Source organism: Mycobacterium sp. NGS68 (assembly GCF_059812195.1).
On sequence record NZ_JCALCE010000017.1, the window covers coordinates 100,788 to 113,615 of the forward strand.

General features: G+C 69.2%; 11 protein-coding genes. All 11 read right to left on the bottom strand.

Going from position 1 to position 12,828, the window contains the following annotated elements; all coding sequences use genetic code 11:
• The 11 genes from lpqB to AC5Y5V_RS19350 all read right to left on the bottom strand — a co-directional run bounded on the left by lpqB (position 1) and on the right by AC5Y5V_RS19350 (position 12,772).
• Complete coding sequence (gene lpqB, locus AC5Y5V_RS19300; protein ID WP_499938549.1) at positions 1-1,764, bottom strand: MtrAB system accessory lipoprotein LpqB; 1,764 nt, start codon at positions 1,762-1,764, stop codon at positions 1-3.
• Positions 1,764-3,446 carry an MtrAB system histidine kinase MtrB gene (gene mtrB / locus AC5Y5V_RS19305; RefSeq protein WP_499938551.1) on the bottom strand — a complete coding sequence of 561 codons (1,683 nt, stop codon included), beginning with the start codon at positions 3,444-3,446 and terminating at the stop codon, positions 1,764-1,766. Before mtrB ends, lpqB begins: the two co-directional genes overlap by 1 nt.
• A gap of 67 nt (positions 3,447-3,513) precedes the next feature.
• Positions 3,514-4,200 (bottom strand): two-component system response regulator MtrA, encoded by a 687-nt coding sequence (gene mtrA / locus AC5Y5V_RS19310; RefSeq protein WP_499938553.1) that lies wholly within the window; start codon positions 4,198-4,200, stop codon positions 3,514-3,516.
• A 70-nt stretch (positions 4,201-4,270) separates the two neighbouring features.
• A complete protein-coding gene (locus AC5Y5V_RS19315; RefSeq protein WP_499938555.1) occupies positions 4,271-4,936 on the bottom strand; it encodes a dTMP kinase in 666 nt (221 codons plus the stop codon).
• 25 nt (positions 4,937-4,961) lie between these two features.
• Entirely contained in the window at positions 4,962-6,662 is a 1,701-nt protein-coding gene (locus tag AC5Y5V_RS19320; protein ID WP_499938557.1) for a PE family protein, read from the bottom strand.
• A gap of 181 nt (positions 6,663-6,843) precedes the next feature.
• Complete coding sequence (gene ahcY / locus AC5Y5V_RS19325) at positions 6,844-8,322, bottom strand: adenosylhomocysteinase (RefSeq protein WP_499938559.1); 1,479 nt, start codon at positions 8,320-8,322, stop codon at positions 6,844-6,846.
• Positions 8,323-8,406: 84 nt separating this feature from the next.
• Complete coding sequence (gene alkX, locus AC5Y5V_RS19330; protein WP_499938561.1) at positions 8,407-9,057, bottom strand: TetR family transcriptional regulator AlkX; 651 nt, start codon at positions 9,055-9,057, stop codon at positions 8,407-8,409.
• Positions 9,054-9,236, bottom strand: coding sequence for a rubredoxin (locus AC5Y5V_RS19335; protein WP_499938563.1), 183 nt, complete (start codon positions 9,234-9,236; stop codon positions 9,054-9,056). The genes alkX and AC5Y5V_RS19335 overlap by 4 nt, the downstream gene beginning before the upstream one ends.
• Positions 9,237-9,257: 21 nt before the next feature.
• The gene (locus tag AC5Y5V_RS19340; protein WP_499938565.1) at positions 9,258-9,422 is read right to left on the bottom strand and encodes a rubredoxin; all 165 of its coding nucleotides are present in this window, start codon (positions 9,420-9,422) and stop codon (positions 9,258-9,260) included.
• Positions 9,419-10,663 carry an alkane 1-monooxygenase gene (locus AC5Y5V_RS19345; RefSeq protein WP_499938567.1) on the bottom strand — a complete coding sequence of 415 codons (1,245 nt, stop codon included), beginning with the start codon at positions 10,661-10,663 and terminating at the stop codon, positions 9,419-9,421. Before AC5Y5V_RS19345 ends, AC5Y5V_RS19340 begins: the two co-directional genes overlap by 4 nt.
• A 603-nt stretch (positions 10,664-11,266) precedes the next feature.
• Positions 11,267-12,772, bottom strand: a complete 1,506-nt coding sequence (locus AC5Y5V_RS19350; protein ID WP_499938571.1) for an amino acid permease — start codon at positions 12,770-12,772, stop codon at positions 11,267-11,269.
• Between the last annotated feature and the right edge of the window lie 56 nt (positions 12,773-12,828).

Consider the following 12,828-nt stretch of genomic DNA (forward strand, 5'->3'; position numbering starts at 1 on the left):
TCAACCCGGCAACACCGGTGCCGCCCCCTGCAACATCAGCCCGGGGACCTCGAACCAGCCCTGCTGATTTTCGGCTACCGACGCCGAGTACGCCAGGATCCCTTGCGGCGCACCGACATAAACGGTCGACGGGTTGGCCGCGATCGAGAACAGCGGAATCGTCAGGCCGCGCGCCGGCGCATCGGAGTTCACCCCGTCGAGGTTCACGTACGACACGGGATGCGTGGCGTCGTTGCGGGTCACCACGATGTCGTCGCTTGTCCTCCAGTACAGCGACACCACCGACGTGCCCAGCCCGAAGCCCAGCCGGCGCGGATAGGTCAGCGCGAACTGCCCGGCCTGGGTCTGCTCGACGCCGGCGAGGATCACCTGCCCGCCGATGACCAGCGCGGCGCGGGTCCCGTCGCGGGACAGCTGCAGGTCGGTGATCGGCCCCGGGAAGCGCGTGGTGACCGCGGCGGAGTCGACCGGGATGCGGGCGGGCTGACCCGATGCGGGTTCCTGTATCGCGCGCAGCACGTTGTTGGCGTCGACGACCACCCACACCGCGTCGTCGAGCGCCCAGCTGGGCCGCGTCAGGCTGTGCCCGTCGGCGGACTGCACGGCCTCGCCCCCGAGGTCACCGATCCACAGCGACGCCGCGGTGTCCGGGGCGCCGCGGCGCAGCGTCACCACCGACGCCACCAGCCGCCCGCTGCGCGACAGCGCGGCGCCGGTCTGGTCACCCATGCGTCCGAATGCTCCGGGTACCGGGGCCATCCGCTGGCCGTCCAGCCCGACGAGCGACCCGTTCACCAGCGCGTGCAGCCCCGCACCCGCGCCGTCGGCGACGCCCGGGTCGGTGGCGGCGACGTCGGAGGTGTTCCAGCCCTCGGCGAACCTGTCGTCCAGCGGGGCGCCGTCGGCGTTGATCACGTACGGGCCCCGGATGTCGGCCCTGGCGAGCGTCCAGATGATCTGCGCGGCAAGCAATTGCCGGCTGTGCGGGTCGGTGGTGGACAGCTTTTCCAGGTCGATTCGTGCGCCGCCGTACCCGCTGCCGATCCCGTTCTTGCCGCCGTCGGCGCGGGTCACCGGGCCGCGCAGCCGCAGCGGCGGGGCGAGCAGGTTGCGCACGGTGTGCGCCATCTCCGGCCGTGGCCCGGCCAGCAGCTTGGAGACGAGCTCGGTGGCCAGCTGGTCGTGGTCGGAGACCGCGACGTAGCGCGGGTCGGGGACGACGGTCTTGCCGGTGGGGTCGGCGAAGTACAGCGTGTTGCGCTTGTAGGTCGCCTGGAACTGCTGCCAGTCCAGGAAGACGCCGTTGGGCAGCTTGTCGATGCGCCAGCCGCCCGAGGTCTTGACCAGTTCGATCTGTCCCGGGTCGGGCAGCACGCCCTCGGCGGTCTCGAACACCCCGACGTCGGACAGCGAGCCCAGGATGTCGGCCCGCATGGTCGCCGAAACACGCTCGGCGGCACGGGTTTCGACGAACACCACGTGGTCGATCAGCAGCGCGCTACCGGCGTCGTCCCAGGCATTGGACGCCGATTGGGTGAGGAACTGCCGTGCCGCGAGGTGCCGGTTCGCGGGGTCGGCGGTGGCCTTGAGGAATTCGCGCAGCAGCACGTCGGGATCCATGCCCGGGGTGGGTTTGGGCAGGTTGGTCGGCGCCGGCCGTTCGATGGTGCCGATGGCCTGCGGCGCCGACGAGCTGGGCACGCCGGCGCAGCCCGAGACCAGCACTGCCAGCGACACGAGCAGCAACCGCAGCGTCGGCCGCATCACCCGCTCCTGTCGGCGTGCTCGCGCTGGCGCTCCTGGCGCGGTGAATGCGGCGGCTGCCCACCCGGCTGGTTAGGTTGCGGGATGGGTTTCATCGGCAGCGGGCTGGTGGTGACCTTGTGGCCGCGGAACAGCGGCAGCGTCAGGCGGAAGCAGGCGCCCTCGCCGGGCTCACCCCACGCCTCCAGCCGGCCCTGGTGCAGGCGGGCGTCCTCGATGCTGATCGCCAGGCCCAGCCCGGTCCCGCCGGAGCGCCGCACCCGCGACGGGTCCGACCGCCAGAACCGGCTGAACACCAGCTTCTCCTCACCGGGCCGCAGCCCCACGCCGTAGTCCCGGACCGTGACGGCAACGGTGTCCTCGTCGGCGGCCATCCGGATGTCGACGGGCTTGTGCTCGGCATGGTCGATGGCGTTGGCGATCAGGTTGCGCAGGATCCGCTCCACCCGCCGCGCGTCGACCTCCGCGATGACCTCCTCGGTCGGCATGTCCACCTGCAGCGTGATGCCGGCCTCCTCGGCGAGGTGCCCGACGTTGCCCAGGGCGCTTTGCACCGTCGTCCGCAAATCGACCGCCTCGACGGACAGCTCGGCCACACCGGCGTCGTGGCGGGAGATCTCCAGCAGGTCGTTGAGCAGCGTCTCGAACCGGTCCAGCTCGTTGACCATCAGCTCGGTGGAGCGGCGCAGCGCGGGGTCGAGGTCGGCGCTGTGGTCGTAGATGAGGTCGGCGGCCATCCGCACGGTGGTCAGCGGTGTGCGCAGTTCGTGGCTGACGTCGGAGGTGAAGCGGCGCTGCAGGTTACCGAATTCTTCGAGCTGGGTGATCTGGCGGGACAGGCTCTCGGCCATGTCGTTGAACGACACCGCCAGCCGGGCCATGTCATCCTCGCCGCGCACCGGCATGCGCTCGGACAGGTGTCCCTCGGCGAACCGCTCGGCGATCCGCGACGCCGACCGCACCGGCACCACCACCTGGCGCGAGACCAGGATCGCGATGCCGGCGAACAGCACGAGCAGCACCAGGCCGCCCGTGGCCATCGTGCCGCGCACCAGCGTGACGGTGGCCTGCTCGTTCTTCAGCGGGAAGATCAGGTACAGCTCGAGGTTCGCCACCCGCGACGACGTCGGCGTGCCGATGATCAGCGCCGGTCCGCTGTAGGCCTCGGTGTGCACGGTGTGGTACTGGTAGGCCGCCTGGCCGGCCTTGACGAAGCCGCGCAACGACCCGGGCACCTGCTCGACGGGTCCGGCGGTGGTCGCCGCGCGCGGACCGTCGCCGGGCACCATCAGCACCGCGTCGAACGCGCCGGCGAGCCCGACGGCGGAAGCCGGGTCGGTTTTCGAGGTCAGCGTGTTGCGGGCCAGCTGCAGGCTGCTGTCCAGCGAGCGGGTCTCCTCGCCGTTGACGATGCCGCTGACGGTGGTACGCGCACGCTCGATCTGCTCGATGGCGGCCTTGACCTTGACGTCCAGCACGCGATTGGTGAGCTGGCTGGTCAGCACGAAGCCCAGCGCCAGGATGACGGCCAGCGAGAGCCCGAGGGTCAGCGCCACGACGCGCAGCTGCAGCGATCGGCGCCAGACGACGCTCACGGCTCGGCTCAGCGCACCGATACCGCGCGTCATAGGGCCTGAGCGGCCCCAACGACTACGAGTGCGACGACGCGAACCCCGCATCACCGGGGTCGCTCAGGTGCATTGCGCCGCTCCTCAGCATCGCTACGCTCTGCATCGTCGCCAGCGCGGGTCACGGGGGTCCGGCCTTGTATCCCACTCCTCGAACGGTCAACACCACAGTCGGGTTCTCAGGGTCTTTCTCGACCTTGGCCCGCAGCCGCTGGACGTGCACGTTCACCAGGCGGGTGTCCGCCGGGTGCCGATAGCCCCACACCTGTTCGAGCAGCACATCCCGAGTAAACACCTGACGGGGTTTGCGCGCCAACGCGACGAGCAGGTCGAACTCCAGCGGCGTCAGCGAGATCTGCTCGCCGTTGCGGGTGACCTTGTGCGCGGGCACATCGATCTCGACGTCGGCGATGGACAGCATCTCGGCCGGCTCGTCGTCGTTGCGCCGCAGCCGCGCCCGCACCCGGGCGACCAGCTCCTTGGGCTTGAACGGCTTCATGATGTAGTCGTCGGCGCCCGACTCCAGGCCGAGCACCACATCCACGGTGTCGGTCTTGGCCGTCAGCATCACAATCGGAACGCCGGAGTCGGCGCGCAGCACCCGGCAGACATCGATGCCGTTCATACCGGGCAGCATCAAGTCCAGCAGCACCAAGTCGGGACGCAACTCACGCACTGCGGTAAGGGCCTGGGTGCCGTCGCCGACGACCGCCGTGTCGAAGCCCTCCCCACGCAGCACGATCGTCAGCATCTCGGCCAGCGAAGCGTCGTCATCAACGACCAAAATCCTTTGCCTCATGCCGTCCATGGTGTCACCAGATCGGGACAAAACCGGCGCGCCACACGGGCGTTTCTCGCCTGATAAGGCCGAATCGAGATCAAATTGTGCTATTCGGGTGTCCCGGACCCCGTCCTGGGGCCGTCAATGTGGCCGCCAGGGCGCCCGGATCGACGTCCGCGTCGACCACCAGCCACGGTCCGGCCCACCCCGCTTCGGCCAGACCGGTGTACACCGCGCCGGTGCGACGCTGCAGGTCGTCGTCGCGTTCGTAGCTGTCGCGGGCCCGGTTCGGGTCGCTTTCGGCGCGGCTGCGTGCGCGCTGACCGGCGAGTTCGGCGGGCACCGCGAGCAGCACCTGCCAGTCTGGCGCGGGCAGCCCCAGCCGTTGGTATTCCATGCGGTGCACCCAGGCCACTGCCTCCCCGGCGGCGTCCTCATGCAGACGCGCCGCGCTGTAGGCCGCGTTGGAGGCGACGTAGCGGTCCAGGATCAGCACGTCGTGGCCGCCGTGCAGCCGCTCGATCTGCTCGACGGCGCCTGCGCGGTCGAGCGCGAACAGCATCGCCATGGCATACACCGACGACGCCAGGTCGCCGTGCCCGCCGTGCAGCGCCTCCGCGGCGACGTCGGCGGTGACGGACTGGCCGTAACGCGGGAAGGCCAGCGTCGCGACCGACTTGCCGTCGGCCTGAAACGCCCTGCGCAGGCCGTCGGTCAGCGTCCGCTTGCCCGAGCCGTCAACGCCCTCGATCGCGATCAGCACGGCGCGAGCCTATACGGCACGGCCGCTACCCGACGTTGCCCGACGCTCCGGATGCCCCTGATGCACCGAACTGGCCGGGAGCGCCCGGCGCACCGTCGCCGGACCCGGTTCCCGCAGCGCCACCCGCACCGGGCAGACCGCCGACACCGCCGCTGCCTCCCGGCGCACCGGCGCCCGGTGAACCCGCGGCGCCCAGCAATCCGCCGGCACCGCCGGCGCCACCGTCACCGCCCGCACCGCCGCCACCGCCGCTGCCTCCGGTGCCGCCGGTGCCGCCGTTACCCGCCGCGCCGACGCCGAGTTGGCCGGTACCGGCATTACCGCCGGCACCGCCGGTGCCGCCCTGGGCCCCGCTGCCTCCGACTCCGCCCATACCGCCCGCACCGCCGGCGCCGCCGGCGCCCGCGAGCAGGCCGCCGTGTCCACCGGCCCCGCCGGTGCCGCCGGCGCCGCCCGAGCCGCCGCTTGAGCCCACGCCGCCCGTACCGCCGTTGCCACCCGCGCCACCAACCCCCTCGAGGGCGCTACCACCGTCACCGCCGCGACCGCCCGCGGCCCCGGTGCCGCCGACACCGCCGTTGCCACCGGCGCCGCCGGTGCCCGACATGGTGGAGTTACCGCCGGCACCACCCTCGCCACCCGGGCCGCCGGCCCCACCACCGCCGCCCGTACCGCCGAGGCCCCCGTTGCCGATGCCCCCGTCCGAGCTGCCCGCGCCGCCCGCGCCGCCGGCGCCGCCGGGGGCTCCCGGACCGCCGGTGCCACCGGTGCCGCCGGTGCCGCCGGTAAGGGTTTGGCCGCCCAGGGCCCTGCCGGTGTCGCCGCCCTGACCGCCCGTACCGCCGGTCTGCCCTGTGGCTACGCCGGGCGACCCCGGCCCGCCGGCGCCCCCGTTGCCACCGGCGGCGCCGGGTGTGCCGGTAGCTGCTTGCCCGTTCGGCGCGGCAAGGCCCGGGTTTACGGCATTGGCACCGGACGCGCCCAGTCCCCCATGCCCACCGGACCCGCCTGCCCCGACGAGGCCCGCGCTGCCCCCGGCACCACCGTTACCCCCGGTGCCGCCGTTGGCGCCCAGAGCCCCGTTCCCGCCGTCGCCGCCGTGGCCCCCGTTGCCGTAGAGCAGCCCCGCGTTGCCGCCGGCACCGCCCGCACCCCCGTTGCCGCCGTTGCCGCCGTTGACGCCGGGGACACCCGTGCCGCCCGAGCCCCCCGCGCCTCCGTTGCCGAAGATCCCGCCGTTGCCTCCCGCGCCGCCGGCCTGGCCTGCCGCACCGGCAGCGCCGTTGCCGCCATTGCCGATCAGGATGCCGCCGTCACCGCCATTGCCCCCCGGCGTCGTGGCGTTGGCACCGTTACCGATCAGCGCGCGGCCGAGCAGCGCCTCCGTGGGCGCGTTGACCACGCCCAACACCTCCTGCTGGACGGTCTGCAACGGAGACGCATTGCCCGCCTCGGCCGACGCGTAGGCGCCCGCACCGGCGGTCAAGGCCTGGACGAACTGGTCGTGAAATGCCGCCACCCGTTCGGCGACGGCCTGGTAGCTCAGGCCGCGCGCGGAAAACAGCTCCGCAATGGCCACCGACACCTCATCAGCGCCGGCAGGCAGCAATCCGACGGTCGAGGCGGCCGCCGCGCCGTTGGCGGCGGTGATCCCCGAGCCGATGCGGCTCAAGTCCGTCGCGACCGCCACCAATACGTCGGGTTCTGCGATTAGAAACGATGACATCGCACCTCCAAGTGGCTATGGAGTTACGGCGATCCGCTCGATCGTCGTCGAGTCATCTGTAGGCCAGTTTGCCTATTACAGGCTGCCGATGAGCTGTGAGTTCCCGCCAAATATTTGGCGCGCCGGCGCGCTCCCGCGAACTGTTTCGCGGTGTCGTCGCGGCGGCGCTACGCGCCCGCGGTCAGTAGCGGTAGTGGTCGGGCTTGTACGGGCCCTCGACGTCGACGCCGAGGTATTCGGCCTGATCCTTGGTCAGCTTGGTCAGCTGGCCGCCCAGCGCCTCGACGTGGATGCGGGCGACCTTCTCGTCCAGGTGCTTGGGCAGCCGGTAGACCTCGTTGTCGTATTCGTCGCTCTTGGTCCACAGCTCGATCTGCGCGATCACCTGGTTTGCGAAGCTGTTGCTCATCACGAACGACGGGTGTCCGGTGGCGTTGCCCAGGTTCAGCAGCCGGCCCTCGGAGAGCACGATGATCGACTTGCCGGAGTCGCCGAACGTCCACAAGTCGACCTGTGGCTTGATGTTGAGCCGCGTCGCGCCCGACCGCTCGAGCGCGGCCATGTCGATCTCGTTGTCGAAGTGGCCGATATTGCCCAGGATGGCGTGGTCCTTCATCGCCTTCATGTGCTCGAGCGAGATGATGTCCTTGTTGCCGGTCGCGGTCACGACGATGTCCGCATTGCCGATCGCGTCCTCGACGGTGACCACGTCGAAGCCCTCCATCAGCGCCTGCAGCGCGTTGATGGGGTCGATCTCGGTGACGGCGACGCGCGCGCCCTGGCCCTTGACGGCCTCCGCGCAGCCCTTGCCGACGTCGCCGTAGCCGCAGATCAGCACGCTCTTGCCGCCGATCAGCGCGTCGGTGCCGCGGTTGATGCCGTCGATCAGCGAGTGCCGGGTGCCGTACTTGTTGTCGAACTTGGACTTGGTGACCGAGTCGTTGACGTTGATCGCCGGGAACGCCAGGTCCCCGGCCGCGGCGAACTGGTAGAGCCGCAACACGCCAGTAGTGGTCTCCTCGGTGACGCCCTGGACCGACTCGGCGATCTTGGTCCACTTGGTCTTGTCGGACTCGAAGCGCTCGCGCAGGACGCTCAGGAAGACCTTCCACTCGGCGGGGTCGTCGTCCTCGGCGGGCGGCACTACGCCGGCCGTCTCGTACTGCATGCCGCGCAAGACCATCATGGTGGCGTCGCCGCCGTCGTCGAGGATCATGTTGGCGGGCTTGTCAGCGTCGGGCCAGGTCAGCATCTGCTCGGCGCACCACCAGTACTCCTGGAGCGTCTCGCCCTTCCAGGCGTAGACCGGCACGCCCTTGGGCTCCTCCGGAGTGCCGTGCGGGCCCACGACGACGGCGGCGGCCGCGTGGTCCTGGGTGGAGAAGATGTTGCAGCTCGCCCACCTCACCTCGGCGCCGAGGCTCGTCAGGGTTTCGATGAGGACCGCGGTCTGCACCGTCATGTGCAGCGAGCCCGAGATGCGCGCCCCCTTCAGCGGCTGCACCTCGGCGTACTCGCGGCGCAGCGACATCAGGCCGGGCATTTCGTATTCGGCGAGGTCGAGTTCCTTGCGGCCGAAATCCGCCAGCGACAAATCGGCGATCTTGAAATCGATGCCGTTTACAACGTCAGGCTTGAGCGAATTTTCGGTCGTCGTCATCGGGGTGTCTCATCCTTAGATAGCTTGAGTATGTTCTCGCGCCACTGTAGTCAACCCGGAGCGGCCGCCGTCGGCCCCACCCGATCAGGGCACGTTAATGACCCCGTGCCGCTCCGCGAAGGGCGTCATCAAGCGCGCCAGGTCGGCGGCGACGTCGTGGTCGGCCTCCGGTGGCATGGACACGTAGCTCAGGCACAGCCGCACGATCGTCCGGGCCAGCACGTTGGCGTCGTCGTCGCTGGTGGCCAGCCAGGTCTGGGTGAACGCCGTGGCCAGCCGGGCCGACGAGCGGGTGATGATCGGTCCGCTGTCGGTGGTGATCAGCTGCAGCAGGTCCGGTTTGGCGACCCCGGTCAGCAGTGAGATGACCAGCGGGTCGGCCGCCGACTCGGTGAAGAAGGCCCGAAAGCCCTCCAGGAACGACTCGTAGATGTTGCCGACGTTGGCGTCCAGGGCGCCCTTGACCGTGTCCACCAGGCGGTCGGCTAGGCGCAGGGCGTAACCCTGCGCCAGGCCCTGGCGGGAGCCGAACTCGTTGTAGATGGTCTGCCGGCTGATGCCCGCGGCGCGGGCCACGTCCGACAGCGTGACGGCGGACCAGTCGCGGGTCAGCAGCAGGTCCCGCATGGCATCCAGCACCGATTCGCGCAGCAGATTCCGCGATGCCTCGGCGTAGGGAATCCGCTTCACAGGAGCGACGATATCGGTTTTCGCGAGGCGTGTGGCGCCGATCATGATCGCGCCACCTCCACCATCACGAAGTCCGACTTAGCCGCGCCGCAGTCCGGGCAGCTCCAGTCGTCGGGGATGTCGTCCCACCGGGTGCCGGGCTCGATGCCGTCCTCCGGCCAGCCCAGCGCCTCGTCGTACTCGAAGCCGCACTGCACGCACTGGAAGAGTTTGTAGTCGGTCATTTTCTTGCTCCTTAACTCTGTTCAGACGGGTTGGAAGTCGGGCTTTTCGCGGACCGAGCAGTCCGGGCAGCACCAGTCGTCGGGAATCTGGTCCCAGGGTGTTCCGGCCGGGAAGCCTTCCCGCGCATCACCTTTGGCTTCGTCGTAGACGTAGTCGCACACGGGGCACCGGTAGGTGTTCGTCATGCGGCCGCTCCGTACCGGGCCAGCAACTTCTCGCGCAGGCGCGGCTGCAGGTTGACCCTGGTGATGTCGCCGTCGTAGTGCGCGAGCACCCGGTGGTCCATCACCTTGCGCCATAGCGGCGGGAAGTAGGTCAGCGAGATCATCGACGCGTAGCCGCTGGGCAGGTTGGGCGCGCCTTCCATGCTGCGCAGCGTCTGGTAGCGCCGCGTGGGGTTGGCGTGGTGGTCGCTGTGCCGCTGCAGGTGGTACAGGAACAGGTTGGTGACAATGTGGTCGGAGTTCCAGCTGTGCACGGGTGCGCAGCGCTCGTAGCGACCGGTGTCCTTCTTCTGCCGCAGCAGCCCGTAGTGCTCGAGGTAGTTGACGGCTTCCAGCAGGCTGAAGCCGAACACTGCCTGGATGACGATGAACGGGATGACCGCCGGACCGAACATCGCGATCAGCGCCCCGAACAGCACCACCGACATGGCCCACGCGTTCAGCACGTCGTTGGACAGGTAGGTCCTGGGGTCCCACGGGCTCTTGCCGAGTCGGCGGATCCGCTGTGCCTCAAGGTGGACCGACGAGCGGGCGCTGCCGATGACGCTGCGGGGCAGGAATTCCCAGAAGGTCTCGCCGAACCGGGACGACGCCGGGTCCTCCGGAGTGGAGACGCGCACGTGGTGACCGCGGTTGTGCTCGATGTAGAAGTGTCCGTACGCGGTCTGCGCCAGGGTGATCTTGGACAGCCAGCGCTCCAGCGAGTCCTTCTTGTGCCCCATCTCGTGCGCGGTGTTGATGCCGACGCCGCCGAGGACGCCGACGGAGAGCGCCACGCCGATCTTTCCGGCCCAGCTCAGGCCGCCTTCGAAACCCAGCCAATGCAGGTTCGACGCGGTGAACAGGTAGGCGCCCAGCACCACGCTCGCGTACTGGAACGGAATGTAGATGTAGGTGCAGTAGCGGTAGTACTTGTCGTTCTCGAGCCGCTCCATCACCTCTTCGGGCGGATTCTGCCCGTCGGGCCCGAAGAACAGGTCCAGCGCCGGCAGCAGGATGTAGAGCAGGATCGGCCCGATCCACAGCGGTACCTGCGCCGCCGTGTGCCAGCCGAATTGATTGAAACCCCAGGTAATCGGCAGCATCACGAACAACGCCGTCGGCGCGATGAGTCCCATGAGCCACAGGTAGCGCTTCCTGTCGCGCCACTCGGGTTCGTGTGCTGATTCCGGAGTTACTTCCGGGCTGATCTGGGTGGTCATATGCCAAACCTCCTTGTGTGCCACACCACGTTCACGGTTGACAATATCGGCTATTGCGTCTTGTGTCTAGACATTAGTGCTTGCTTTGTAAAGCAAGGTGGGTCTGCGGGGGCGCGGCGGGCCGCTGACTCTGCGCTGGCTGCTGTCGCTACTCGGACTTTCGCGCAGTACACGCAGACTCAAACGCCGGCGGGTGGCGGGGCCCCGCAGCGGGCCGTTGACTCTGCGCTGGCTGCTGTCGCTACTCGGACTTCTGCGCAGCACACGCAGACTCAAGCACCGGCCCGTGGCGGCCCCGGCCGCCGCCGCGCGCCATGCCGCTGACTCTGCGCTGGCTGCGGCCCCCACTCGCACTTCCGCGCAGTACACGCAGACTCAAACGCCGCGGGTGGCGGGGCCCCGCGCCAGCCGTTGACTCTGCGCTGACTGCTGTCGCTACTCGCACTTCCGCGCAGCACACGCAGACTCAAACGCCGGCGGGTGGCGGCGGCCCCGCGCCGGGCCGTTGACTCTGCGCTCACTGCGGCCCCCACTCGCACTTCCGCGCAGTACACACAGACTCAAACGCGGGGCGGTGGCGAGCCGCTGCCAAAGGCCGCGAAACTACGCGGGCGCGGGATCCGGGTCAGGCGCGGCCTCGATCTCCCCGGCCTGCCGCTTGCCCTGCACCGAATTGCGCATCCCGTAGCCGACGTAGATCAACGTCCCGACGACCAGCCAGACCGCGAATCGCACCCAGGTCAACGCGGTGAGGTTCACCATCAGCCAGACACACGCCAGGATGGACGCGATAGGAAGGGCCGGGACCCAAGGCGCCCGGAAGCCGCGCGGCAGGTCGGGCCGGGTGCGGCGCAGCATAATGACGCCGGCGGAGACGAGCACGAACGCGAACAGCGTCCCGACGTTGACCATCTCTTCGAGCTTGTTGATCGGGAACACCGACGCCGTCAGCGCGATCACCACCGCGACCAGCACGGTGATCCGCACCGGGGTCCCACGCGAACCCGTCTTCGCGAGTCCCCGCGGCAGCAGACCGTCGCGGGCCATCGCGAACAACACGCGGCACTGCCCGAGCATCAGCACCATCACCACCGTGGTCAGCCCGGCCAGGGCTCCGATGGAGATGATCTTGCTCGCCCAGGTCACCCCGTTTTCCGTGAATGCAGTGGCCAAGTTTGCGTGACGATCGCCGGAGCCGGTCTTGAGCTTGGTGTAGGAGACCATGCCGGACAGCACGACGGACACCGCGACGTAGAGCACGGTCACGATCGCCAGCGACGCCAGGATCCCCTTGGGGACGTCGCGTTGCGGGTTCTTGGTCTCCTCGGCCATCGTGGCGACGATGTCGAAACCGATGAACGCGAAGAACACGATCGACGCCCCGGCCAGCACGCCGTACCAGCCGTAGTGGCTGCTGTGGGCGCCGGTCAGCAGCGACAGCACCGACTGGTCGATGCCCTTGGCCTCTCCCCCCGACTCCGGCTTGGGAATGAACGGCGAATAGTTCGAGGCCTTGATGTAGAACGCGCCGACGACGATGACCAGTAGCACCACCGTCACCTTGATGCCGGTGACCACCGCCGAAAATCTCGACGACAATTTGGTGCCCAGCGCGATCAGGGTCGCCACCACGCCGACGATCAGCAGCGCGCCCCAGTCCAGATGCACCGAGCCGACTTTGACCGTGCCACCGCCGAATCCGAACACCTCACCCAGGTAGTTCGACCAGCTCTTGGACACGACGGCAGCGCCGATCGCCAACTCCAGCAACAGGTTCCAGCCGATGATCCAGGCGAGGAACTCGCCGAAGGTGGCGTAGGAGAAGGTGTACGCGCTGCCCGCCACCGGCAGCGTCGAGGCGAACTCGGCGTAGCACAGCGCGGCCAGCGCGCAGGTGATCGCCGCGATCAGAAACGATATCCAGATGGCCGGGCCGGCGATGTCGCCCGTGGTGGATGCGGTGACGGTGAAGATCCCCGCGCCGATCACCACCGCGACCCCGAACACCACCAGGTCCAGCCAGGTGAGGTCCTTGCGCAGCCGCTTCCCGGGCTCGTCGGTGTCGGCGATCGACTGTTCGACTGACTTTGTCCGCCATCGACCGGCCATCTGCCCGCCCTTTCCTCGCACTGGTTGTGACCGCACAGTACTGGGTAACCTCGCGA

Excerpts from the sequence above, each read along its gene's own strand:
- lpqB (WP_499938549.1), bottom strand. The coding sequence starts at position 1,764 with ATGCGGCCGACGCTGCGGTTGCTGCTCGTGTCGCTGGCAGTGCTGGTC.
- mtrA (WP_499938553.1), bottom strand. The coding sequence starts at position 4,200 with ATGGACGGCATGAGGCAAAGGATTTTGGTCGTTGATGACGACGCTTCG.
- AC5Y5V_RS19320 (WP_499938557.1), bottom strand. The coding sequence starts at position 6,662 with ATGTCATCGTTTCTAATCGCAGAACCCGACGTATTGGTGGCGGTCGCG.
- ahcY (WP_499938559.1), bottom strand. The coding sequence starts at position 8,322 with ATGACGACGACCGAAAATTCGCTCAAGCCTGACGTTGTAAACGGCATC.
- alkX (WP_499938561.1), bottom strand. The coding sequence starts at position 9,057 with ATGATCGGCGCCACACGCCTCGCGAAAACCGATATCGTCGCTCCTGTG.
- AC5Y5V_RS19335 (WP_499938563.1), bottom strand. The coding sequence starts at position 9,236 with ATGACCGACTACAAACTCTTCCAGTGCGTGCAGTGCGGCTTCGAGTAC.
- AC5Y5V_RS19340 (WP_499938565.1), bottom strand. The coding sequence starts at position 9,422 with ATGACGAACACCTACCGGTGCCCCGTGTGCGACTACGTCTACGACGAA.
- AC5Y5V_RS19345 (WP_499938567.1), bottom strand. The coding sequence starts at position 10,663 with ATGACCACCCAGATCAGCCCGGAAGTAACTCCGGAATCAGCACACGAA.
- AC5Y5V_RS19350 (WP_499938571.1), bottom strand. The coding sequence starts at position 12,772 with ATGGCCGGTCGATGGCGGACAAAGTCAGTCGAACAGTCGATCGCCGAC.